This window comes from Lysinibacillus sp. FSL K6-0102 (genome assembly GCF_038003545.1).
GTDB classification, from domain to species: domain Bacteria; phylum Bacillota; class Bacilli; order Bacillales_A; family Planococcaceae; genus Lysinibacillus; species Lysinibacillus capsici.
In genome coordinates, this window is sequence record NZ_JBBOPH010000001.1 from 2,810,877 (window position 1) to 2,835,493 (window position 24,617).

The window sequence follows — 24,617 nt, forward strand, 5'->3', positions numbered from 1 at the left end:
CATCCATTCCTAAGCTACGAAGTTACATTTTGTTTTTTAACAATACGGTACGAAATAGTTACTATATTTCTGTTATGTCAAGCGTACCATTTCCAACATGTCTTTACGATTTTAAGTGTTAATTTTCAATATCGTTTTTAACATAAATATCTAAAAACTTATTCCTAGGAATGACTACTTCCTATCCTAAATTGTTGACTCCATTCCTCGTAACTTACGAATGGTACTACAACACTTGGAGGCTTCACCTCTTTGTACGCCTTATTAAAGGCTTGTTTGTAATTTAACCCTAAATCAGACATATAAACATCAATACGAACAGCCGATTGCTTTTGGTAGGTATCGTCCATGTAGTCTCTGCCTCATCGATACTCTGGTAACTTGCCATTCCATATATATTTTGTGCCAGCGACACTGACTATCCATCGATGCAATGCCCCATACCATAATGTTAGTAGCCTTCATTATCAGCTTTCTGACCATCTAGCTTTCTATGTGACTTACTAACCCTTGTATCAAGTGATGACATCCAGACTTTAGTGAGCCGTTTTAATTGTACTAATACTACTATTTATTGTATTTTTCGGCGAAGAAATATTAGAATTTTTCAAAGATGCCCTTCCTGAAGACGATTTCTCATATTGTGCAGTAGTTTTTTGATTAGCAGTTTAAGCTCGCTATGCTAATCTAAATTAATAATCGAAACCGTAATAATATGTTAAGATTAACTTATATAAAATTAAAGGAATGATCTTATGAAAAAAGCAGTCAAATTAGCTTCCTAAAATTATCTAGATTTTAAATTTTAGGAGGCTTTATAAGATGAAATTCAATAAAATTGATATTAATAATTGGGAACGAAAAGAAATTTTCAATCATTTCTTAAATCAACAAACGAGCTTTAGCATCACCAGAAATATTGATATTACTGAACTTTATAAAATTACAAAAGATAAGGGATATAAATTCTATCCTGTATTCATCTTTTTAATTACTCACGTGGCAAATTCAAATAAACATTTTAGAATGAACTTTAATTCTGCTGGAGAGTTTGGCTACTGGGATAAGGTAGTCCCAATGTATACTATCTTTGATAAGACATCAGAGTTATTTTCAGCCATTTATACAAATACAGATGAAGGTTTTAAAAAGTTTTATGAGAACTATATTTCCGATACAGAGAAGTACAATGGTACAGGAAAACTGTTTCCTAAAACACCGATACCTGAAAATGTCGTCAATATTTCTATGATTCCATGGACTTCTTTTACTGGTTTTAACTTAAACGTGAATAATAGCCCAAATTATTGTTTGCCGATAATCACTGCAGGTAGGTTTATCAATAAAACTAGTAATATTTATTTACCTTTATCCTTGCAGGTTCATCATTCTGTCTGCGATGGTTACCATGCAGCTCTATTTATGGATAGATTTCAGACTCTTGTAGAAAATAAACTAGAGTTTCTTATATAAAGAAAACACGAAACACTGACTAATCTCTTTTAGTTGGTGTTTTTTACTAACCTGTAGGAAAACAGGGTAGTATTATGTGCCTTATTTTGTGTTCCTTGTATCTGATTATTGTCTTTCTGCTTTCCTTCTATATCCACTCAAGTTACTGAACAATATCTTTCTAGTAATCGATTAACCAATTGAGTTCAATGCTCCTTGCATCTGCGTTTTCGCATAGCCAATCATTGTTTTAAGGTTTTCCAATTCCCTTTCAACTTTTAGGCGGTTACCCTTTTCATTTTCAAACATTTCAAGTATTTATTCTTTTGTATTTTCGTGCTTGCCAATTTAGTGATCTGTAAGAATCCCTAAACTGTTCAAACGTGTATTTCCTATCGTTCTTTATAGCATCTGCCAGTAAAAAAACAGAATAAAAAGCCACTCAAAATGAATGGCTCAATCACAAACTTAGTATTAAATTCTCGGACTAAAAATTATTACTTATCTTGCCAACAATTTTGTTAGTGGCACTACATTTATTGTAATCGCTCTAAATCCTGATATTCTTTCATATAAGGACCATCTTCTGCAACAAATGAATGATACAATGCCTTTACTGCGAAATTTTTCTCTAAACCCATTTCAGATTTTAGCTTTTTTAATTCATCATGCAATGTTCGATGTTCATTTATAAGCTTTAGCATAACTGTCTTATTATATTTCATTACATCCGTCCTTTTTATTTACAACATGAAAGCTATAATACACTATTTTCACTTATAATCGCAAGAACAGCCTTGAACACCCCCACCTCCATCGTCATTTGTTTGTTTTGGAATGTTTACATCAAGTTTCTTTATATAATAAAAACACCTCATATGAGATGTTTAGTTGCTTCAATCTAGTAAATTGTATAAATTCTTCATAAATCTATATTACTGTCCTAAAATCTCCTGGATAGATTGTTCTAAAATATCCATAGCCAGTTCTAATTCATGTTCATTAATGATAAGTGGTGGAGTGAGAGTAAGCACATTTCCTTGGGATACTTTAAAGCTTAATCCCTTTTCCATACATTTATACATTACTTGCTCTGCTTCAGATATAGCTTTTTCTTTCGAATTTCGGTTTAATACTAATTCTACTCCGTATAAAAGACCGATTCCTCGAACATCCCCTATAATTTCATACTGTTCTTGCATCTTTTCAAGACGTATCCTCATATAATTTCCTAATTGATTAGCCTTATCAATTAATTTAAACTCCTCGATATAATTAAGAGTAGCCAATGCTGCTGCACAACCTAATGAACTTTTTTCATGAGTGTAATGACCAAGTGCAATATCTTGGGCAACATCAAGTTCTCCTTTTACCAGCATCGCTGCCATTGGAAAAACGCCTCCACCCAATCCTTTTCCCAATAATACAATATCTGGAATAACTCCAAAGTTTTCAAAAGTGAACATTTTACCTGTTCGCCCTAAAGCTGTTGGAATTTCATCAAAAATCAATAATATATTGTTTCTATCACAAATATTACGTAAACGTTGATAGTACTCTTTTGGTGGGATATGCACGTCTGTACAACGAACAGGCTCTAAAATAATTGCACCGATTTCATTTTCTCTTTCAAGTACATATTCTAAATAGTCAAGGGATTTAAATCTACCATTGTCATCATCAAACAAACCACGATATGAATTGTAAGGAGCAATATGCAGACTCCCTGGCATTAAAGGACCCATACCGTTACGGAAAAGTGCTTCTCCTCCAACTGAAATAGCGTCTAAAGAAGCACCGTGAAATGAATCCCACATAGATATAGTTTTAAATTTGCCTGTTACCTTTCTAACAAGTTTTAAAGCCATTCCAACAGCTGAAGTTCCCCCAGGAGACAACAGTACTTTATTTAAACTTTCTGGTGCAATATCAACTAATTTTTTTGCCAGCTGGATCGCAACTTTATTTGTATAACGTCTTGGTGAGAATGGAAGGATATCTAACTGCTCTTTTACTGCTTGAATAACATATTCATTACCATAACCTATTTGATGAACATTATTTCCATGAAAATCCATATACTTTCTTCCATCTATATCCTCTATGTAAATTCCATAGCTTTTTTCAATAATATTTAAACAAGGGGTAGAAAGAGATTGATGTAAATAATACTTGGAATCATCGTTTAAAAGCTCAAATGATTCTTTGCTCAAGTGTTTTCCTTGCCATAAAGTACGAGTTTTTGTTAAATTAATGTCCCCTTCTGTTCTTAAAACTTCAATGTTTTTTTCCATTATTTCTTCTCCTCTCATTATAGGTAATTAATTTTTTTACTTAAACAAAATAACATTTGTTTTTTAATTAGATATTAATATCTTGTAAATCTTTTCACCCAATAACATTTAGACGTAGTTGTTGTGAATCAATAATAATAATCTATGCTCATAGAACACCGTCGAATCAAAGGGGGGGGGGGAAATTTGGTCGAATTTCCAAATAAGAAAGTAAAGTTCCCTGAGCACTAGCTTCAACTTTAAGCATTGGTAATTATTTGCTCTCAAAACCACACCAAACACTGACCTCTCGACTCGAAGTGTTTTGGCTGTATGACGCAGTTTTCAAAGCAAAAGAAAAAGCCTCCATCATAAGATGAAAGCTTAAATATTATAGTAATCCTCTTGGCAAGAGCTCACTTGTAACTCGTGATAGAGCGACACCACGTTATATGCCATGCTCCAAACAGAATTATGGAGTGCAGGTCGATCGTTGGTCTGTCTTTCCCTAATATTGAGGTTATTGAAAATACCACATGACCTACCTCCGAGTTTACATCCTATTTTTCTTATTACAAAACATACTGCAAGTTTCACATTTGTTCAAAACATTTTATTAAAGCATTCATTTATAACAATTGCGCCTATCTTTTTGAATCCCACATTTAATCCTCTAAATAATCAAACTTTCTCGCGTGTTCTACTTCCTGGATGGAAACTTGGCGTGTTAATTCATCTGTTTCAGAGATATGGTATGAATCCCATTCGTCATTAACGGCAATTTCTTCTGGGTCTTCATATAATTCATCATAATCTTCAAAATCCCCTTCAAAATCGGAAGGTGTTTCAGAAGTTCCATATTTTGCTACAACTTGAAACATATCTTCATAATCATGAATATCATCCTTGTCATCTCGGCCAGCAAAAGAATTGTCTACTGGAGGAAGCATCACTTGCTCTTCAACCGGTCGATCTGTTGGAACGTCTTTTGCAGTATGTTCAATACAAAAAGAGGTATAAGGCAGTGCCACCAATCGATCATATGGGATATCTTGTTGACAAACTTCACATACGCCATAGGTACCATCCTCAATCTTTTGTAAGGCCGTATTTACTTTTGCTAACTCATCATTGTCATGGACTTTTAACGCCATATCTTTTTCACGCTCGTATAATTCTGTACCCAGATCTGCTGGATGATTATCGATTGTGGACAACTCATCAACAGAATCCCGTAAACTACCTCGTTCTAAATATTCATCATCTGTATCCATTCTTCGTTGGAGCGAGTGTTTTTGCTCAATTAACATATTTTTTAGCTTTGATATCTTCTTCTCATTTAGCATTGTCATCACGTCCTTTTCATTATTATGAACGAATTTGATTGAATTATTTGTTTGTAAGGATAAGTTTAAAGACAAAAATACTCTTTAATAAATATGCCAAATATAATTAGTTTAGCGTGCGAATATGGATATATTATATCCGCATGTTTTCTATGCCCTTTTACATTGTCCTAAAAGTTATTGCCTTCGAGTAAAATGCCATTACATTTGATAATTGGAGGCTATTTATTAGTTATTATTATCATTATATTTAAAATAATGTTCAGCAAGATTTCTCGTCCTTGCTGAACATTTTGAGGATTATCAAGACTAAAATTGAAAAAAATTAAATAAATTAATGGACCAAACATATTTTATATGACTAATATGTTTGGTCTTTATCTATTTAAAATATCGAATCTTAATGTACTTTAATAAAGTCTTTTCAAAAATAATAAAGACCTTTATAAATGTTAGTCATTTTATTCAACAAACGGGCCAGATTGTGGAGTAAATATAGCTAATAGATGCATTGGGAAATTTTCTTTAAACAGTAATCATTGCTGCTTTGACAATATTTCTTATTTTTTGCGGATAAACATAAAACTAATTTTCAATGAAAGACGTTTCTAAAACAATTGCATATGATAATACAATGAATCTGTGAAGGGAATGAATTAAATGTACTATCACTCTAACGGGTATCCATATCAAACCCCTTATTATGGAAATGCATCAATGCATAATTATATGGAATACCCGAATTACTGGACATACCCTTATGGGGCAATTCCTGCAAATCAATTAAATCCTTATCATGCTTCCAATGGTAATAATGAAATAATGTTAAAAGATTATGGAGCTAACCCATTTGTCATTAATATTAACGAGGCGTCAAAGCAAAACAATACGTATCGTACAGCTTTATGGACAGGAAAGCATTTACAGCTAACATTAATGAGTCTAAATCCCGGAGAAGATATTGGACTAGAAATGCATCCTAATGTCGATCAATTTTTACGTATAGAGCAGGGTCAAGGGGTAACTCAAATGGGCAAGAGTAAAGATAATTTAACCTTTATAAGAAATGTCAATGATGATTATGCCATTTTTATCCCTGCCGGAACATGGCATAACTTAACAAATACAGGAAGTATTCCACTAAAACTTTATTCTATCTATGCCCCGCCTAACCATCCGTTTGGAACCGTTCACCCTACTAAAGCTGCAGCAATGGCTGGAGAAAAGGGTGAAAATAACAATAATAGAAATTCTGTTATTTCTGGCAAGACTCCAGATGAATGGGTGCGGTACACGGAATTCTTGGTAAATGAAGGATTAAAGGATGTTCAAAGAGGGATAAATCCAACACACATTCTTCAGGAATTTATTCTTATGGGGGTTCTAGTAGGAAAAGGATATTCTCCAGAAAAGGCATATGAGACAGTGGAAGAATGGGAACGGACAGGGGAATCTAAACTTCTACAACAAAGCAAAAATATGTAGAAATACTGTAAAAATAATGGATACAGATAAAAGACTTTTAGAATTTCAATATTTATCTATTTAAGAAAAAATTTTTTGAGATTGTGAAGGAATGTAATTAAACAAACGAAGGCTAATAGTGGAAGAGCTTTATGGTTATATTGAAATCCAGTCTTCTGTTAAAGGGCGCTATTTTTGAATAAAACTTAGATTTTTAAACAATTAACGTGAAGTTTCTTAAATAAAAAAATATACAACTATATTTTTAACCCCGTCCTATATTGAACGGGGTTATGCTTATTTGAACTTTTAAAGTTAATTAACTTTATTTTCATTTCACATCTCCATCATAACTCTTTATACACCTCTGCGTAAGCGAATTTCAATTGTTCCTTTAGTTCTTTATTTTCACTCTCCAATTTCTTAACCTTTCTTTTTAGAGATTCAATAAGGGCGTCTTTATTATTTTCATTCATTTCTCGCTTCACTTGTTTTGGTGAAGGTACTTGTGCTTGTTGCTGTCTTAATGTTTCGATTCGTTCACGAATATCCTTATTGTTGTAAAGTGTTGCTTTCGATACACCAGCTTCACTAGAAACACTATTAAAATTAATATTCTCGTTAGTGCGTATGAGCCTTTTAATGGCTTCATCTACTTTTTGATAGGTGTTTGCCTTACGTTGGGCATGAACTGCTTTTAAATGAGCAGAACGGTCATATTCAGTCATTCTTAACACCTAACTTTCTTTTCATCCGTTCATGTCTACCGAATATAACGTTTCCTTCTTGAAGGGTAGTTAAAATATTTTGGTATCGTCGTAAGTTCTTTTGGTTCTTCTCGGCTATATCTTCTCTTCCTCTTTGTTTTGCTATTTCAATTGCTTTTGTCGTTGTATTAATGTGCAGCTCATATTTTTGCATATCGTATTCTGAAAAACCTACTGCTAAGTCTTTACATGGCGTTTTGTTGTCACCACAAGTTAGACAAGGAGGTTCTTCCATATAAGGACAATTACCGTTTAAACGAGCGTGGCACGTTCCATAGGGGTTATCCATCGCATTTAGTTTATGATCTTGCCATAAAGCATCCAAAATATCTATTGGTATATCTTCTCCTTCCTTAATTTCTTGAATTTCACCATTTAAATCGAAGCTGAATACTCCTTGCTTCACAGCGGATTTAAAGGCTTCTCTTTTGGTTTCATCTAATAGTTTAGCGTATCGCATTGTCATTTCTGGAGAAGCATGAGCTAAAAGCTCTTGAACAGTTAAAATATCTGCACCACTATTTATCATTTTCACTCCATAAGTATGTCGAAACTGATGCATCGCGAAATGAAAGAGATTGCCGTTTTCGTCAGTGATATTCACTTTTTTTGCCAATATATTTAGTGCGGTATTAACCCAATTTTGCCCATATGGTTGTCCTTTTCGTTTGCCACGATACCGCACAAAAATATAATCCTTTGGATTATTATCTTGATTACTAAATTTTTTTGATTTATCGATTAGAACGGCAAGGATTCCCGCTAACTCTTCATCAATTGGAATACGATGTTCTTTCACATAGGTTTTTCTTATATCTGTTACTATAGAGTATTGCCCGTTTAGTTGAACTAAGCAGTCAAAGGTTAGTTCTAATGCATCGGATATTCTAAGCCCGGTTTTAAATGCGACCCAAACAATCGGAACAATATCTTTATGTAATTCATCTAGATGAGAAAAAAGCTGCTCTAAGACAAAATCCGGAATGTAACCGATTTGGTCAGCGGATTTTTCTCGTAGTTTAGGCTTATCTTCAGGAAAAATCAGTAATCTTACATGTTTTTCAGGAGCTATATCATACTCATATCGTTGAATATCTTCAAGAAATTTTTGTATAGTGCCTAATGCTATTGATATATATGCTTCAGGATGTGCATTCTTTTGTTTCAGTTGAATTTGAGTATATTCATGTAGATATTCGATGTATTTTTCTATGTGATTTCGCTTTAAAGCTTTTAAATCTTTCCATTTTGGTTCTAGTGTAAATACAAATGTAAAAAAAGATGGTAAAAACAGTATATAATTTAATGCTGTACCCCATGCGAATTTATTTTTACTAAGTAATCGTTGCTTAAAATACTTTTTGACTTGCTCACGAATGGTAGTAGGAATCTTTGAGAAATCAATATAATATTGGTATTTGCTTTTATTATAATTAATACCGTATCTATCATGTAAATGACGAACATCCCATCTATCCTTTTCCCACTCTTCTCGTTTATCTGTGTATTGCGAAAGGGCTGTATAAATAGTTCTCAGAAAACGTGCAACGGGAGGTTTACCTATATCGTCTTTCTGGAGCTTTCTTCTTCTTATTTGTTGAGTTTGGATTCCTTTTTCATTCAACCAAAATATATACTCTCGTTCTGCTTTTTCAATATCCAATTCCAACATTGATGATAGTTTGGGGTACTTTTCGTTTATGAACTCCGTCACTCGTCTTAATGGCGGTTGATTTACAAAGGCATACGTGATTGACCAATAATCGTTAAATAAATGTTGGTAATAGACATATTTCACTTCTAAGTTAACCAAAGGATTATTGAATCGAAAATGAACATTTTGGTTTGAATGCTTATAGGTCTCTACCTCTTCTTTAAATTGTTTAATTTTACCTATATCGTTGATTTTCCATATGTCATTGACGAGGAAATAGGGATTACTTATTTGTTCAACCAAAACCGAGCCATCCTCGTGTATTACTTTATCAAAATAAGTTGAAAGTTCACTTTCTAAGCCTTCATGAAATCCTATTTCTTCTGATCCAATAATCTTCATTTGTTTCATCTAAGTAACTCCTTTTAGTCATTTTTCTTTAGGTTAAATGCAGATTGTGCCTTATTCCAATCTTCTCGAATATCTTCGTCAGAAGGATGTAAATATAAGTTCATTGTTGTTTGGATATGAGCGTGTCCTAATCGTTCTTGCACTTGTTTGATATCCTTTGTTTGCTGATAGTAAATTGTAGCGTGTGTATGCCGAAATAGGTGAGGGTGTAGCTTTTTTATTCCTGTTTTCTTTTTTAAACGCTTAAATAGAGATTCTACATCCAAATAATCCATTGGTTTCCCGACATTTCCACCTCGTATTTTCACAAAAACAAAGTTTGAATCTAAATCTAATTCATCCAACACTTCGTACAAATAATCATCGTATAAATCCATTAAGGATTGTGACACGTATATCTCTCTTTCTCCGGTTTTTAACTTAGCGCCATTCTCCAATTCCCCTCGCTCAACAAGGCGAATTCGATGTCCTTTTTGAAAGTCAAATTTAAAATCCTCCATAAAGAGACCTATAGCTTCACCAATACGAAATCCCGTTTCATATAACAATTGAATCAGGAACTTATCTCGGATATTCGTAGTTGCTTGCAATACTTGTTGTACTTGTTCCTTCGTTAGTGTATTTACTTTTTTACGTGGTTCATTTAATTTAAGTACGTTTCTTGCGGAGGGCTTATCTTTAGTAATATGGTGTAAGAAGCTTTTGTAACGTGTGTTACCTCCAGTGAACACTTGTTTCATTAACTTTTCCATCATGTCATTTTGTACTTCTTCATTTCGAAATAAATAGTCATAAAAGTTTGCTATAACTGTGATGGTATGGTTAACAGTTGTTTCTGCTCGTATTGCTATTTCTTGTTTAATCGGAGCGACTTTGGAATTTCCGTAAGGACTTCTTAACCACCCCACAAAGTCCACCAAATCCTCTAATCGAATATGTTTATAATCTTTGTTCACTTCTTTCAAATAGGTAAAAAAATGCTTTAAGGAATAACAATACGATTTCTGCGTATTAGAGCTTTTCCCCGTCTTATCTAAATACTTTATGTATTTCATGGCTACTAGTACGGGAATTCCTTCTTGGTCGAGTAATATATATCGCTTAATGTTATTTTCTAAAATAACCTCCTGAACTCTCATAGCACTTCCCCCTAAAAAGTAATAGTAACGCTCATTTTCTAACAGATTATATTTCGATATGGAATATAATAACCACAAAAACAAATGTATGTTCACTTATATTATATACATATTAGACTAATATTTTTAAATCGAGTTAATAAATCTAATATGTATTGAAAAAGAGGATATATGCTCATATATTGAACATATTATCCTCTTATTAGTTTAGTCTATTTAATATTCAGAGTGTTCAGTAACATTCGTTTGTTTTTATGACACTCACCAATGAAAACAGAATAGGTTAACTAAAAACACAATTTGTGTTAACCTATATACATACCATTATTTGGAGGTGTGTGTGTTGACTGACAAAAATAAAATATTACTTAGTTCGGTTGGCAGTTTGGCTTTATTTACTTTAGGAGGATATAGGATATTCACTAGCAACTTAGAAGCTATGTCCATACTAGTAGCCTATATTTTCTTTATTTATGGATTTATAGGCTTTGTTTTTAATGTAGTAAAGTTGTCAAAAATCCCACGTACTTAGCATTGCTTCGTTGCAATGCTTTTTTCGTTTGCCATAGTCCCTGCTTTCATCTGCACAAAAGTATGATTTAGTCGGGTTTTTGCTCTAAGGAAATTGGAACGGTGAAAAATAGAGGGATGCTTTTCTTGATAGTTAAAATAAATAGCGATTTTTCTAACATGATATTCACTACCATCTAAACTTCTATAAATCCTTATACATTAAGCATGAGTAGTTACTCTTATACATACAATGCGTCCCTCATTTACCTCCAACTGAAATAATTGTATTGAAAGAAAGGTTGGATGCTAATCTTTGATAAAAAGAAACTGCTTTGGGAGTGGAGTAAAAATAGTGCTTATTTAAATAAGGGGATGATCGATTGAAATATATTTCTGGTTTGATTGGATTTATTTTTATTGCCTTTGGCAGTTTACTAATGAATATCACTGAAAATGGAGAGACATTTACAAATGTAACATTCAAGATTTCAGGGTTCTTTGCTTTAATTATCGGTTTAAAATTTATTTTTCCTAATATGGGCTTTATAAAAAGTAAAAAATAACCAAGTAATCATATGGACACTTGGTTATTTTTTATTATTCAACAACTTTTCAGTGTTATAGGTTAATTAGCAAACAACCCAGCACCATATCATATATAGATTAGTGCTGGGTAGTTTTTTAGATTCTACTTAAACTCAATTTCCTCTGCCGAAGCCCCTTTAGTATACGTAATGGTCGCTCCATCAGGTAAATTTCGTATTTCTTTTATATTTTTTCCTTCGATAATAATTTCACCAATTTTCGTACCTTTAAAGTCAATAATCGCATTTCCTTTTTTGGGACTAATCGTTACTGTTTTATCTGCAAATCCTTCCCCATGGAATTCAGCATATTGACTAAATACTGCAATTCCATTTTTAATTTTCGTATTTTTCCCTAACGATAGCGAAATGCTTGGGCGATTCATTATTAATTTACCTGTTTTGTAGTTATCATAGTTGTATACATTTTCAGGTGTTATTGGTGTGGGTATTTCCTCATTGTCTGCCTTCAAATCAATTTGAACTAATACTGGGTCATGATCTGATGCACGGCCTTGTGCTTCTGTAAAGTTCGCATTTATATGAATCAAGTCAATTTCTGTAACATCAGCAAGATTATTTGAAACTAAAATATGATCCAACACTTGATTGTTTCCTTGGAAGAAGTACGTAAAACGATCTTGCTCTGGGGCTTTATCTATCATATTCGTTAAAACATCACCTTTTAACGTTTGAAGAGCTGGTGTGAATTCAAAGTCATTCATGTCCCCTGCTACAATGATATTTAAATCTGGATTAATGGCAAGTCCTTCATCGATAAAATCATTGATGGCTTGAGCAAGCTGAATACGTTTCTTTACTGATTCTAGCACTGGTGGCTGAGTTGGTCCCCAAAGTGAACCATCTCCACCTTTAGAGTTTAGGTGAGCTCCGATAATCACTACACGTTCTTTCTGGAATTCAAATTCGGCTGCAATTGGTTTTCGTGTATCTACAAATTTTGATGGATCAACAAAGCCAGGATTTAAAGCGAGACTTCCATCTGCTGTCCACGTATTGGTTTGGTCACCCATCCCTTTTATACCTGACACTAATGAAACACGTTCTGGATTATATAGGTAACCTACACGAATATTACCGCCAGGTGCACCACCTACTGTATTGTTAATTGGCATGACATCAATCCAATCATACGCAGGACCACCCGCAGCTTTAATTGCATGAATTAATCGCATGTAGCTTTCCGATGCATCTGCATTTCCTGAATCGGTTTGTCCATCATTATCTTGAACTTCGACTAATGTAATAATATCTGGTGATTTCATATTATTCACAAATGTCGCTGCTATTCTGGCTACTTTTTCGTTTGATGTATTGGCAGGATTATTTGAAAAGTTTTCGATATTATAGGAAGCGACATTTAACTTGTCCGCTACTGGTTCAAGATGAGTCACTTCTTGCTGAAGATTCGCTTTTGTCACTTCTGGGAAGACTTTATTTGTGTTCAGTCGATAGCCATCTGTAAAATTCTCTACAAATCCGATAAGGGCATCATTAAAACGATCACCTGAATCATAGTTTTTCCCTGCTACCCCTTCAAGCATAATTTTTTCTGGGTTATAATCATCGGCCGCTATATTTAAACCACCATTCACATTGAATGTATTATTAGTTGTGCTCGGTACAACAATTGGAGAATCGTTATTATAAATCGGTCCTATTACTCTCGCATCCGGGAATGATACCAGCATATACTCGATAGATTCCCAAAAATCGATGCCATCTTCTTGTGGGTCAAAAATTGCAAAACTATCATTATCGATAATTTTATTTGGTGGCAACAGATCCTCCCCTATCACAAGGGCTTCTGGAATTCCTGCTGTACCTGTTTTTGTAATATTTGTTGCTGCAATTTGTGTATCTGTCAATCGAGAGTTGCCACCTGCCTCTACTACATTTCCTGAAACGTTAATAACGTCCCCTACTGCTACATTATGTCCTGTCTTATTTACTTTGATAGCAGTTGATTTTACGCCATCAAATGACGACTCGTTTTCTTGCATAATAAAGCTAGTTGAATTTAAAACGAATGTTACAATTCCTGCCACATCATTTACTGTTAAATCGACATATGGTGATTTATGGCTTGCCCCTTGAATATCGCTAATCTTGGCATTTTTAGTATCAATAATTTCATAAACAAATGTAGCAATTGCACTGTTCGTTAAACCTTCTTTCACTGCAATCGCTTTAAGCGTCATTGGTTTATTAACAAGGATTTCCTCTGTATACTTTGCACTAGCTGTTGTTGGCGTTGAGCCATCCACTGTGTAATAAATCGTTGCTCCTTCAGTCATTGTAGAAAGGGAGACTTTCGTGCCAGCTGTTACGCCCCCGACGTGAGAAGCTTTGATATCCTGCACCTTTGTTACATCTTCAATAACGCGAAGAGGGAGCAATTGATGGTTTGTATATTGACCAACAATCCCTGTAATTTCCCCATAAGTTTTTCCACTCACTAAACCAGAATCTCTTGTTTTATCGTAAATAGCAAATGGGCCTATTTCGTCAGTACCTGTAAAGTTTTGACCCGAACCAGTAACGGTAACATTTTTAATTGTAACTAGTTTCGATTCATTGTCTTCCGCTACCTCATTACTTTTAATAAGATGTGGCTCTGGTATTGTCGAAGGAACAGGCATACCAACAAGTGAAATATTCGTTAATTGCTTTAGACCGCTATATTCATCTACTCGTCCTTGCACCGTCACTCGATCACCGACATTTGCGGCAAGACTATCCACAGGATAGATGGCTATCGCCGCCCCATCTTCATCTTGAATGTGTGCTGTAGCCGTTTCTAATTTTGCTGTCACGATCCCTGATACGATAACAGTTTGCCCGATTTCTTTATTACGAGCTTCCGTAATGGATATAACAGTTGGCTCTTCTTTAACTGTATAATTAAAGGAAGCAATGTCACTATCGTCTAGGCCTGTTGCAGTAGCAAATGCTTTTATAGTCATGGCTTCATTTACAACAATCCCCGCTGCTGCATCATAAACCTCACTAGCTACTGACGGTTCAGAACCATCGATTGTGTAATAGATGGTTGCATTTGGGGTATTTGTAGACAATGTTACTTTCGTTCCTGCATAAACTTCGCCTGTTGCTGGTAAAGCCTTAATATTCTCTACTTGTGTTGGCTCATAGTTTGATACTAATTGGAAGCTTTCCGCGCTTAACGTTTTTAATTGATAGGTCCCGTTAAAAATTGACGCAATCCCTGTCACTGTGATGACATCATTGTTATTGAAGCCACCTGCTTCAAACTGAGAGAACTGATAGCCTGTACGGTTATCATGGCGAATTAACAGCTCGTTATTTGCTGCATCGACTGCTTTAAATTCAAATGTACCATACGTACCAGATGGCGCTAAATCTTTAATCTTCACATTTTCAAGTGTGATTAATCTTCCTTGTGTGCTATCATCCGCAATCGGTAAATTTACTGTCTGCGGTGTAGGTGCCGTCCCTGTAGAAATCCGTTCAATTGTCGGTGTATTAAATTGAACTTCTCCACTATATAAACTAGTTTTCCCTGTGATGCTGACAATATCTCCAACAGCTAAGCTCCCTGCTTCTGCAGAACTAGAGAAGACATATACCCCTGCTGTCTCATCCTGAACATAGAAGGCCTTGCCTCCCCAGCTACCAGGTGTTGTCGTAACCGTCCCTTGAATTTGAACTGTGCGGTCTGTTCCAACAGCTACACGAGCTTCGGCAATTGTTGCTGTCTCGGGAGGATTTGGTTCAGTAGTATCGTCCCCAACAAACTCCATTGAAGTTGGTGATTTTAGCCCTGCATGGTTGCCAAAATATTTTTCCAGTGAACCTGTTATTCTAACTTTTTTCCCAAGATTACTTGGGTTAGTAAATAATCCGAAATTGGCTCTATAGGAGCTTGGTAATTGAATATACAGCATTTTCGTGACATCTGTTTCATCTGGTGTATCAGCGATCGCAATATTTGTGTCACTTTCTGCTATCACAGAATAAGAAGTTTCACTTTTGGCGAACCCTACTATATATCCCTCTACAGTAACATTACTCTTTACTGCGGTTGGATCAAATTGATTGACCGCTTCCCCCACTCCAATAGCTTCTGTCGTTTCGGCCTTTACAACTGTGAAGTAAGGTGAAATCATAGAGATTACAAGTAAAAATGATAACGCTATTTTGGTAACGACATTACATTCATATTTCTTCATTCGCTTAGCTCCTTATGATTTTAGTCTAAAATAATCTTTTCCTTAGGTTTTACATGGAAGTTATTATTCAATTACTGTGTTCCCTACAACGGTTAACCCATCTAAAGAGAGGGTTACATTCGGTGCATAAATGATTAAATCTCCCGAAATAGTACCTGTACTACCAGATGGCATTAAAGAAATTCGTATTAAAGCTTCTCCAAAATACAGATGATTAGTTTTTTTCGGGTTTAAATATACCCATCATGGCACGATCATTAAATTATTAATCTTTTTATAAAATTGTGGCGAGCGCTGTACATCCTTGTAATCGGTGTTACTACAACCGCTGAAGCTGTTAATGCGTTCAAATACTTGGATTTCCCCACCTACTCATACTTTGCGTAATCCCTCCCTATTCCTGTTTAGTAAAGATAAGTTTTAAATCCTCTTAACAAAATTATCGGTAATTATCAAACAATACCAAAATATTGTTTAACATAATAATTTTAACAGAAAAATAATAAATACTTTGTTATTTAATATGAATATTCTAAATTCTATGTAAAATAGTACATATTTATCTTTTACAATAGTCATTCGAATAGTTGTTTTATATTATGTAATTACATTTTCGTATGAGCTAATGTACCAGCTCAGTTCCGGCGGCATAAAAAAACTTCACTACTTTTGTAGAGAAGGACTGACATGACACTATAATAGCAGCTCGTTGAAAGATTGTTGCTTGACTGATTCCCTTCCACCTCCTTCATAGGAAGCATCGAGATACAGTAAAACGTACCATAACCCATCGCACTTGTTGTCATAGTGGATAATAAAAAGCCCTCCATTTGTGGAAGGCTAAAGTCAATTCGTTTGGTTTGTTATAGTAAGGAACATCTAATCTTTTAAAGGTTCATCTTCTTCCATTTTCGAATTTTGGTTCTGAAATTTGTAAATGGAGCAACTGAGTTAATATGAACCCATTTCCAAACAGGCCAATTAGCTTGTGTTTTTGCCCATCGTCTTTGATCAACTTCAAATAATTCCTTTTCTGAAAGGGTATTTAACCACTCACATAAATGATTGACAGCTTCATTAAGCATTAATTGTTGTTCCTTCAAAGAGTACTCTCCGTATTGTTTATAAAAAGAGTTATACAATCCACTTAGATTATTCCATTTATAGCCTTCTGCAGGTGTATGTACTTCTTCGCCCTTTTGTTCTTTTTGCTCCCAGTGAAGCAAAAGATTTATCCAACCAAGTTGATAAGAAAGATTTTCAGACGGCGTTTTATCAACTTCTTTAATCCGTTTGTTTTTCAAGATTTCTGGTATATCATGAAATTCGACAATATATTTTTTATACTTTTCGTTAATCGTACTAATCAATTCTTCTTTGTTGGCATACTGTCTCACTCTATTTCCGTCCCTTCCACCTATTTCTTAAGTTCAGTCTAACATAACGCGAATACGCTAATTTTGAAATTTTTTTTAAAAAAGTTGTTATATGGTAAGTGTTACCTTGTATTTTTTCGGTGGATGTATAAGTAACCAAAATTTACACACACTAACCTTGAGTGTATTACCCATAACGAGTGAAACAGAGGGTTTTATTACGTTCTTCTTTTCTTATGTGTGATGATTAATAATAGAGGTGCTTGAAGTGACTACATTCGGAAAATGCTTATATATCGCATTCTTCATCATTATTTTTTTATTTACAACCATTTGGAATTATATTAAAAATGGTCATTGGGCTTTGCTAGAAAATTTATTCTTTGCCTTTTGGGTGGCCAGTTTCTTATTCATGGCATTACTACTCAGAAGTAAAAAAGAAGAATCGGAAAAAGCTGAAAATAGAAGCTGATTTGCCTGATTTAACTAGTGTTAAAATCCGCATCTATATTTGCTGTAGCTCTAATAAGCTGCAGCTTTTTTATTGTTGCATTCATAAAAGCTAGTCAGAACTACTATTTTATCGGTATATTAAAACTTAAAATGTTATACTATTCAATAAATTACTTTGAAGAAAGGAACGTGAATGATGGAGGCGAAGACCATTTTGTTAGATCAACTTTTAGCTAATGCAAATGACCCAAGTTGGTATATCTCATTTTCTGAAGTCGTAGAAGGGTTATCTGAAGCAGAAGCCTTTTGGAAACCCGATTCTTCTAGCCATAGTATGGCTGAAATTGTCCAGCATCTAATCTACTGGAATGAAATTTGGCAAATACGGTATCGAGAAAATCAAGTGAAGGCTCCTTCGCAAACAAATAATGCGAATACGTTTCTAGTTAAAGAGGAGGTAACTTTCTATGAATTAAAAGAAAAGTTATTACATATCCTACTTACGTGGCAAGAATTAATTGAGGAAGAACAACTTTTATCTATCGTAAATGGATTCCCTGTGAAGGCGCAATGGTGGGCCATCATATCTAATGCTGCTACTCATAATGCCTATCATATTGGACAACTCGCCTATTTACGTAAAATGGAAAAATAGACATTTATATGCTATACTCTTAAAATAGGACTACTGTTAATAGTCCTATTTTTATTTGTTGCCGCTTATTTAACTCAAATAACACCAAAGGGAGATGCATGTGAGCCTAGAAGAAATTACACAGATCTATTCATTTTTCTTAACAACGCCACTTATAGTAAGGCTAGTTGTATTTAATTTTATTTTTAAAGCCCATAAACATACTATGGTTATTTTATTGGATGCTATTGTTTTAGTATCAACCACTATTTGGTTAATATTGATTAGAGAGGTCATTTTCCCTTTGCCTTCGTTAACTTTAAATGTATTTAGTGTACTCTACATCCTATTAATTATTGACATTTCTCTCAATTATTATCGCTTAAAAAGGAAGAGCTCCTTGCAGTGAAAAGCCCAATTTATACATATAAACAAGCTCCAAATAAAAGAAAAAAGCATCTTTTTTCAAGATGCTTTGCTCTTACTATTGGGGCAATTCTTCTGGTGCTTTCTCAAATTCAAGTATATGTCCATCAATTTTTGCTCTTTCTAGTTCCTCAATAAATTCTTCCTTACGTTCATCAAGTCTGGAGTCAAGTGTGTTTTGATAACCCGGAAATAGATTGTAATCTACTGGTTTCCCCATAAGTTCACCTCTTATTCTCAGCTTTTTTATTTATTATAGGGTATATTGATATTTTCTGACAATTGTTTATGTCAATTTTGATTACAAGGACTGACAAGACAATACAACGGAAGTCTTATAAAAAACGCCTACCTATACTTTATTGCCCATAAAATTATGCTGATAAATCGAAACAGCAAGGTTTATCTTTGCCTCTAAACGTGCAATTTTCACAAACTTTGTTGATAATCCCTAGACTGTTCCTCCCCTTTTTCACGGAAAATAAAAGCATTTTCCCTCAATTAGGTATACTACAAAATCTTAAGAAATCTTCATAATTTTTCTCAATAATTATTAATAATTACCATTTACAATAAGAAAAGTCGACAAAAGATTAACATAGTTAGGAGCATCTTGTTTTGGGCGTTACAGATATTATGAATAACATTCGAATTTTAATGTTGCCAGTCATCCTTATAGTTGGTGCTGAGTTCTTACTTATTGGACTTTATTATTTCCTCTATCATAAAAAACATCAGTCAAATCGAAAAAAAATAAACTTTAAGCAACTGATACTTGTAGCACTCTTTATCGGCTATATTGTATTTGTGTGTGAACTAACGATTTTTGGGCGTGGTTCTTCCCATTTCATGCAAATGAATCTCCAACCATTTAGTGGCTATATAGATGCATGGAAGAAATACTCGTTACGTGATCTTCAAAATTGTATTTTTAACATTTTAATGTTTGTGCCACTAGGCATTTTCTTACCTTTACTTTTCTCTAAATTTAAATTGTTTAAATGGCTTCTTCCTGTAGTGGTGATGGCAACCTTATCCATTGAAACGTATCAAACACTTACAGGAGCAGGGATTTTCGAGCTTGATGACTTAATCAACAACTCGCTTGGTGGGATTATTGGATACCAGTTATATAGACTAGGATCTTCCATTGTTCAGCATAAAAAAATAAAAATGAAAAGTTTGATCTGTAACCTAGCCATTCCTCTCATGATGGGTTTGATTTTTATTGGCATGATGATTGTCTACGCTCAACAGGAATTTGGTCATTTAGCAATTAATGCCTACACAAAATCAAATATGTCGGATGTTGATGTAACAACCTCATTAGATTTACATACAGCATCTACCGTTGCCCCCGTGTATAAAAAAATAATTCATACAGATGAAGTTGAGACTTTGTTGCAAAAGAAATTGGATTTATCAGAGTTAAGTCGGCAGGATATTAGTGGTGATCGTGAGCTCTTATTGAAAGATAAAGAAGAGAACTCGTATACGCTATTTATTAATTCAGAGGGAAATTGGTCGCTAACAGACGATCTTTATACGCCAGTGCAACCTTCCTTAGCTGTGCAAGAGACACTTGTGAAGAAGGCAAAGAGTATGATGGTTGAGCTTTCTCTCCTTCCTAAAGATGGGGAGTTTACAGCTTTGGATAATGGCGTATTTGAATGGACGCTTCCTGACCAAGCTGAATTGAACCAAGATTATTGGCTTGGTGAGGTAGAGCTCGGTTTGAAGCCAGATGGTAGTTTGTATTCATTATCGTATAATATTCATGAGCATCAATTGATCCGTGAAGTAAATATTTTGTCACCTGCAGAGGTGTATGAACGAATTAAAAATGGCAAATTTCCACAGATAAAATATAATGCACTTGTAACAGAAGAAGAACTGTTGATAAAAAAAGGCGATCAGCTTACTGTCGATTTAATAGAGCTCTCGTATATGTATGATACAAAAGATTTCTATCAACCCATATACAGAGTTTCTGGTACATTAAATGGAAAAAGTTGGTTCACCTTGATTCAGGCGAGAAAGTAGCTTTTTTGATACCGCTAACTAAGGAAAGCCCAGACTTGATACTGGGCTTTCTTTTTATATGAGTTGAAATAACATCTCAAACTTTGGAATACTTCTAACAAAATGGACACCATCAACAAATAACTACTTAACAGAAAAATACTAGTGTTTTTAGATTTTATCTAATCTGTAGCCTAGGTGTCCGTTCAATTAAAGATAAGAGAGTTGAATATAATATTTATATTGAGAGCATAAAGGAGGGTTAGAGAATGTTCGGTAAACATACATGTCAGAACTGTTGTCCAAATGAAATGAAATATTTTCCAAAAATTGTTGCACTTCCTGGTCCTGTTGTTCCTGTCCCTTCACCAGATCGAAGTGTTTTAGCGTACGGATCCCTTAGAGGAGATACATTGGGCCCTTTATCACCTGATCCAACACCCGTCACTTTCCAAGTGGTTGGTGCGCTATCAAATGTTACGGTTAGCCCATCTGGGAATGAATTGGTCGTTCAAAATGACGGTGTCTATCAAATCACCATTTCGATTAATGCGCAAGCAACAGCAGCCCCTGATCCTGATCAACCATTTTTCACAGTTAGCATTACCGTCAATGGTCAACCGATTTTTCTAAACGGCATTGCAGTCTTTAATGTTGTCAATAGAAGTAGCTCGGCCTATGTGGTCCAAGCTACATTAGCCGCAGGGGATTTGGTGGGAGCCAGTGCAGCTTCAGATTCCTTCGTCGCTAGTTATGCTAACCGCTCCTTAACGATTGTTCAATTGAGTGGTTAGATTAAAAGTATATAAAGGACATTAGCTCTCATCTCTAAATTTTAGAGATGGGATCTTTTTGATTTGACGAGGAGTGTATTCAGCTTCCTCTAATACTTATTATTTATTTCTTACTCATAATCAAGTGACGCCAAGTCTGTTCTTCTCCTATTTTTTAGGTACGCCTGAATGATCATGTGTTATAGTAAAAAAAATAGTTACATGAGGTGGAACAATGGTTAGAAGAAGATAGCTAGCCTCCTAGGTTGTCAGTAGATTTAGGGGGCGAACTTAATTGATAGGAGTGTTCTATACATGAAACAAAATAAATATGATGAAATCAATTTCTTTTCCGAATATGAAAAAATGCCACGTTCTGTTCAAGGACTAGACGCGGCAGGTGAATGGCACGTATTAAAAGCACTTCTTCCAGATTTCCAGGATAAGACCGTACTTGATCTAGGCTGTGGCTTCGGCTGGCATTGTCGCTATGCCCGTGAACAACAGGCAAAATCAGTAATTGGTGTGGATTTATCAGAAAAAATGCTGCAAAAAGCGCAGGAAAAAACGAATGATCCTTTTATTACCTATTTAAAGATGCCGATCGAAGATATCCATTTCTCCGCTTCTCAATTTGATGTAGTAATTAGTTCATTAGCGATTCACTATGTACAATCCTTCGAAGCACTTTGTAAGAAGGTTTATGCTTATCTAAAACCTAATGGTTCATTTGTCTTTTCTGTAGAGCATCCTATATACACATCACGCAATGAACAAGATTGGGTCTACGATGAGAATGGCAACCGCCTGCATTGGGCAGTTGATCATTATCAGACAGAAGGCATTCGAGAAACGACCTTCCTTACCGAAAATGTTATTAAATACCATCGCACACTGTCTACTTATATGAATGTCTTAATACAAGCTGGATTTACGATAAGTGCGGTGAAGGAACCTATGCCTTCAGAGGAAATGCTAAAAAATATTCCGGACATGCAGGATGAACTACGGAGACCTATGTTTTTAATCATTGCAGCTGAGAAAAAATAATCACTGTGTGCTTAGGCAATATGGATCGGGTATCGCTAAGTATACAGCTATATCGTATATAAACAAAAAACCAGATGCTCTCTTATGGGGAGCACCTGGTTTTATTGTGAAAGTGAATCTTACTAACTTACTTAGTTTTGATTCGTTATAATACTACGACAACTTGAGGCGCTGAACAAGTTAAAATATTTTCCAATAGGATTTTAGGGGGAATTAATGCTTTTTCGAGAAAATAAATCATTCTATCAAATTTTAAGTCTTTCTTAGTTTCATTAAAATAAGAAAGAATGAAAATGACTGAACGTAGCTCATGACACAGGGTCATTTACCAATGACAGCCCCACTGTATAGGTGGTTGACTGTTTGCTATTTTCACATAATTTAAAGTATGTTTCTACAAACTGAAATTGATAACAATGCTCCCCCAGCTCTAACTGAAAAATTTCTGCTAAAAGCATGAAATCCACTTCATCATTCTCGCATAGTGATTGAAAAGCAGTACAAGCAAGACATGCGCTGTTACAACCTTACAGGTCTCTATGGTTTTAACTATGATAGGTGAAGTTACTAACTTTTTCGTGCTATTCATAAAATATGCTGAAGAATCTAAGTCTGCTAAAGGAACATTAAACAAATCAGAACCACCAGTCTAACTGGTGGTTTGCTCTATGCGTGAAACGCTGGGGTACTGGCCCATGTCTAAAGACACACTGAAAGGTCCGCCAACCGCACTCCGTTTTCACGCTACCACTAAAGTGGTTTTATTATTTTCGCTTTTTTGCTTGTATTTCTTCTCCTGTAAATGGATCAATGAATTCTTTCATGGTCATTTGATCCTCAAGAATATCCTCTTGCAATTGATTTTTTATATATTCCTGTATGATTTTTCTGTTTCGTCCTACTGTATCTACATAATATCCGCGACACCAAAACTTCCTATTTCCATACTTGTATTTCAGGTTCGCATGCCGATCGAATATCATTAAACTACTCTTCCCTTTCAAATAACCTACAAACGATGAAACACTTATTTTGGGCGGAATACTCACCAACATATGAATATGATCAGGACAGGCTGTAGCTTCAATTATTTCTACTCCCTTTCTTTCACATAACTGGCGAAGAATTCTACCTATATCTGCTTTGATTTGTCCATAAATAATCTGCCTTCTATATTTTGGCGCAAAGACGATGTGATACTTACAATTCCATGTCGTGTGTGCTAAACTTTTATTATCCATTTGGAGCCCCTTTCGTACGAAGTCGGTTGACCAGACCTGATTTCATTGTACGGCTGGGGTTTTTTTCTTGTCCATAGCTAGAAGCTCTTTGGAACCCCTCGCATAGCAAGGGGTTTTCAAAAGATACAAAAAAAGACCAGTCACTCTTTTAAAGAGAACTGGCCATTTTGCGTTTAGGTTGAAGACTATGAAATATCTTCATTCATAGATTAACATATTATTCTGAACAATATCTGAACAACCATACAAAAAAGACTAGACTCTCACATGATGATGTAAGCTCTAGTCTTTTAAGTGAAAGTGAATCTTACTAAATCTTGTCTAGCTTTAGATTCAAATTACAATACGAATGAACAGGCTAAAGGTTTCATAAATTCTTTATTTTTTCGTTAAATTATAGGACCACCACCACAAAAAGACCAGGAAACACGAAAAAATGTGAATCCTGGCCCTTTTGTGAAAAGTGAATGTTACTAGTTTGCTTTAGTTCTTTGTATTCTACTGATGAGTTAGACGGCTGATGTTTTAAAAAGTTACACATTCTTAAAAATTTTTTACTCTACTAAATAAATGGCAAAATCAAACACGCCGTCAGCTCCATCTATAGCACACGCTCCTCTGACTTATATAGGTCTTTTTCCAGTAAAGATATTTGTCCTTTAGCAGCTACTCTACCTTTAGCCCATATTTTCCCTTCCGAAACCGTGACACTCCAGTTAAATTGTTGTGTGCCTTTATTTTTACCTCATATCAGATACCGAGTTCTTCATCAGAATGGTCACTATAAAAGGAGGTGTGAAATTCACC

The 24,617-nt window shown here is 34.7% G+C and carries 18 protein-coding genes; 7 read left to right on the plus strand and 11 right to left on the minus strand.

Annotation, left to right across the window (positions count from 1 at the left end; all coding sequences use genetic code 11):
* Positions 1 to 164: 164 nt before the first annotated feature.
* Positions 165 to 350 (minus strand): hypothetical protein, encoded by a 186-nt coding sequence (locus NYE73_RS14355; protein WP_259950417.1) that lies wholly within the window; start codon positions 348 to 350, stop codon positions 165 to 167.
* 472 nt (positions 351 to 822) lie between these two features.
* On the opposite strand from NYE73_RS14355, the gene catA reads away from it, so the two are divergent.
* A complete protein-coding gene (gene catA / locus NYE73_RS14360) occupies positions 823 to 1,473 on the plus strand; it encodes a type A chloramphenicol O-acetyltransferase (protein ID WP_054550359.1) in 651 nt (216 codons plus the stop codon).
* A gap of 515 nt (positions 1,474 to 1,988) precedes the next feature.
* On the opposite strand, the gene NYE73_RS14365 is transcribed toward catA, so the two are convergent.
* From NYE73_RS14365 to NYE73_RS14375, 3 genes are all read right to left on the minus strand, one after another.
* Complete coding sequence (locus NYE73_RS14365) at positions 1,989 to 2,177, minus strand: hypothetical protein (RefSeq protein WP_054550360.1); 189 nt, start codon at positions 2,175 to 2,177, stop codon at positions 1,989 to 1,991.
* 210 nt (positions 2,178 to 2,387) lie between these two features.
* Positions 2,388 to 3,746: a (R)-1-hydroxy-2-aminoethylphosphonate ammonia-lyase gene (gene pbfA, locus NYE73_RS14370; RefSeq protein ID WP_259950418.1), complete on the minus strand. Its 1,359-nt coding sequence runs from the start codon at positions 3,744 to 3,746 to the stop codon at positions 2,388 to 2,390.
* A 644-nt stretch (positions 3,747 to 4,390) separates the two neighbouring features.
* Positions 4,391 to 5,071, minus strand: a complete 681-nt coding sequence (locus tag NYE73_RS14375) for a TraR/DksA C4-type zinc finger protein (protein ID WP_103119087.1) — start codon at positions 5,069 to 5,071, stop codon at positions 4,391 to 4,393.
* Positions 5,072 to 5,731: 660 nt separating this feature from the next.
* On the opposite strand from NYE73_RS14375, the gene NYE73_RS14380 reads away from it, so the two are divergent.
* Positions 5,732 to 6,556: a cupin domain-containing protein gene (locus NYE73_RS14380; protein WP_259950419.1), complete on the plus strand. Its 825-nt coding sequence runs from the start codon at positions 5,732 to 5,734 to the stop codon at positions 6,554 to 6,556.
* A gap of 326 nt (positions 6,557 to 6,882) precedes the next feature.
* On the opposite strand, the gene NYE73_RS14385 is transcribed toward NYE73_RS14380, so the two are convergent.
* Genes NYE73_RS14385 through NYE73_RS14395 form a run of 3 tightly spaced genes read right to left on the minus strand, consistent with a single transcriptional unit; the run spans position 6,883 to position 10,506 of the window.
* Positions 6,883 to 7,263, minus strand: a complete 381-nt coding sequence (locus NYE73_RS14385; RefSeq protein WP_112118497.1) for a DUF6262 family protein — start codon at positions 7,261 to 7,263, stop codon at positions 6,883 to 6,885.
* Entirely contained in the window at positions 7,256 to 9,367 is a 2,112-nt protein-coding gene (locus tag NYE73_RS14390; RefSeq protein ID WP_259950420.1) for a tyrosine-type recombinase/integrase, read from the minus strand. Before NYE73_RS14390 ends, NYE73_RS14385 begins: the two co-directional genes overlap by 8 nt.
* Before the next feature lie 14 nt (positions 9,368 to 9,381).
* Positions 9,382 to 10,506, minus strand: a complete 1,125-nt coding sequence (locus NYE73_RS14395; RefSeq protein WP_259950421.1) for a site-specific integrase — start codon at positions 10,504 to 10,506, stop codon at positions 9,382 to 9,384.
* A gap of 893 nt (positions 10,507 to 11,399) precedes the next feature.
* Between NYE73_RS14395 and NYE73_RS14400 the strand changes: the two genes are divergently transcribed.
* Positions 11,400 to 11,582 carry a hypothetical protein gene (locus NYE73_RS14400; RefSeq protein WP_259950422.1) on the plus strand — a complete coding sequence of 61 codons (183 nt, stop codon included), beginning with the start codon at positions 11,400 to 11,402 and terminating at the stop codon, positions 11,580 to 11,582.
* 125 nt (positions 11,583 to 11,707) lie between these two features.
* Here NYE73_RS14400 and NYE73_RS14405 read toward each other — a convergent pair whose 3' ends face one another.
* Both NYE73_RS14405 and NYE73_RS14410 read right to left on the minus strand, forming a co-directional pair.
* Positions 11,708 to 15,835 (minus strand): chitobiase/beta-hexosaminidase C-terminal domain-containing protein, encoded by a 4,128-nt coding sequence (locus tag NYE73_RS14405; protein WP_259950424.1) that lies wholly within the window; start codon positions 15,833 to 15,835, stop codon positions 11,708 to 11,710.
* Positions 15,836 to 16,722: 887 nt separating this feature from the next.
* Positions 16,723 to 17,232 carry a ClbS/DfsB family four-helix bundle protein gene (locus NYE73_RS14410; protein WP_259950425.1) on the minus strand — a complete coding sequence of 170 codons (510 nt, stop codon included), beginning with the start codon at positions 17,230 to 17,232 and terminating at the stop codon, positions 16,723 to 16,725.
* Between the two features lie 625 nt (positions 17,233 to 17,857).
* Between NYE73_RS14410 and NYE73_RS14415 the strand changes: the two genes are divergently transcribed.
* Positions 17,858 to 18,319 (plus strand): DinB family protein, encoded by a 462-nt coding sequence (locus tag NYE73_RS14415; RefSeq protein WP_048392558.1) that lies wholly within the window; start codon positions 17,858 to 17,860, stop codon positions 18,317 to 18,319.
* 463 nt (positions 18,320 to 18,782) lie between these two features.
* Here the strand turns inward: NYE73_RS14415 and NYE73_RS14420 are convergent, their stop codons facing one another.
* Positions 18,783 to 18,944: a hypothetical protein gene (locus NYE73_RS14420; RefSeq protein ID WP_199768259.1), complete on the minus strand. Its 162-nt coding sequence runs from the start codon at positions 18,942 to 18,944 to the stop codon at positions 18,783 to 18,785.
* Positions 18,945 to 19,360: 416 nt separating this feature from the next.
* On the opposite strand from NYE73_RS14420, the gene NYE73_RS14425 reads away from it, so the two are divergent.
* From NYE73_RS14425 to NYE73_RS14435, 3 genes are all read left to right on the plus strand, one after another.
* Entirely contained in the window at positions 19,361 to 20,767 is a 1,407-nt protein-coding gene (locus NYE73_RS14425) for a VanZ family protein (RefSeq protein WP_340815572.1), read from the plus strand.
* Positions 20,768 to 21,015: 248 nt separating this feature from the next.
* Positions 21,016 to 21,540: a hypothetical protein gene (locus NYE73_RS14430; protein ID WP_103118271.1), complete on the plus strand. Its 525-nt coding sequence runs from the start codon at positions 21,016 to 21,018 to the stop codon at positions 21,538 to 21,540.
* 294 nt (positions 21,541 to 21,834) lie between these two features.
* A complete protein-coding gene (locus tag NYE73_RS14435; protein WP_048392554.1) occupies positions 21,835 to 22,569 on the plus strand; it encodes a class I SAM-dependent methyltransferase in 735 nt (244 codons plus the stop codon).
* A gap of 764 nt (positions 22,570 to 23,333) precedes the next feature.
* On the opposite strand, the gene tnpA is transcribed toward NYE73_RS14435, so the two are convergent.
* Positions 23,334 to 23,810, minus strand: a complete 477-nt coding sequence (tnpA, locus tag NYE73_RS14440) for an IS200/IS605 family transposase (RefSeq protein ID WP_115673398.1) — start codon at positions 23,808 to 23,810, stop codon at positions 23,334 to 23,336.
* Positions 23,811 to 24,617: the final 807 nt, after the last annotated feature.

What these genes read in the sequence shown, in the direction of transcription:
- pbfA (WP_259950418.1), bottom strand. Translation starts at nt 3,746, where the DNA reads ATGGAAAAAAACATTGAAGTTTTAAGAACAGAAGGGGACATTAATTTA.
- NYE73_RS14435 (WP_048392554.1), top strand. Translation starts at nt 21,835, where the DNA reads ATGAAACAAAATAAATATGATGAAATCAATTTCTTTTCCGAATATGAA.
- tnpA (WP_115673398.1), bottom strand. Translation starts at nt 23,810, where the DNA reads ATGGATAATAAAAGTTTAGCACACACGACATGGAATTGTAAGTATCAC.
- NYE73_RS14365 (WP_054550360.1), bottom strand. Translation starts at nt 2,177, where the DNA reads ATGAAATATAATAAGACAGTTATGCTAAAGCTTATAAATGAACATCGA.
- NYE73_RS14390 (WP_259950420.1), bottom strand. Translation starts at nt 9,367, where the DNA reads ATGAAACAAATGAAGATTATTGGATCAGAAGAAATAGGATTTCATGAA.
- NYE73_RS14420 (WP_199768259.1), bottom strand. Translation starts at nt 18,944, where the DNA reads ATGGGGAAACCAGTAGATTACAATCTATTTCCGGGTTATCAAAACACA.
- NYE73_RS14375 (WP_103119087.1), bottom strand. Translation starts at nt 5,071, where the DNA reads ATGCTAAATGAGAAGAAGATATCAAAGCTAAAAAATATGTTAATTGAG.
- NYE73_RS14405 (WP_259950424.1), bottom strand. Translation starts at nt 15,835, where the DNA reads ATGAAGAAATATGAATGTAATGTCGTTACCAAAATAGCGTTATCATTT.
- NYE73_RS14430 (WP_103118271.1), top strand. Translation starts at nt 21,016, where the DNA reads ATGTTCGGTAAACATACATGTCAGAACTGTTGTCCAAATGAAATGAAA.
- NYE73_RS14355 (WP_259950417.1), bottom strand. Translation starts at nt 350, where the DNA reads ATGGACGATACCTACCAAAAGCAATCGGCTGTTCGTATTGATGTTTAT.
- catA (WP_054550359.1), top strand. Translation starts at nt 823, where the DNA reads ATGAAATTCAATAAAATTGATATTAATAATTGGGAACGAAAAGAAATT.
- NYE73_RS14385 (WP_112118497.1), bottom strand. Translation starts at nt 7,263, where the DNA reads ATGACTGAATATGACCGTTCTGCTCATTTAAAAGCAGTTCATGCCCAA.
- NYE73_RS14415 (WP_048392558.1), top strand. Translation starts at nt 17,858, where the DNA reads ATGATGGAGGCGAAGACCATTTTGTTAGATCAACTTTTAGCTAATGCA.
- NYE73_RS14380 (WP_259950419.1), top strand. Translation starts at nt 5,732, where the DNA reads ATGTACTATCACTCTAACGGGTATCCATATCAAACCCCTTATTATGGA.
- NYE73_RS14395 (WP_259950421.1), bottom strand. Translation starts at nt 10,506, where the DNA reads ATGAGAGTTCAGGAGGTTATTTTAGAAAATAACATTAAGCGATATATA.
- NYE73_RS14425 (WP_340815572.1), top strand. Translation starts at nt 19,361, where the DNA reads ATGAATAACATTCGAATTTTAATGTTGCCAGTCATCCTTATAGTTGGT.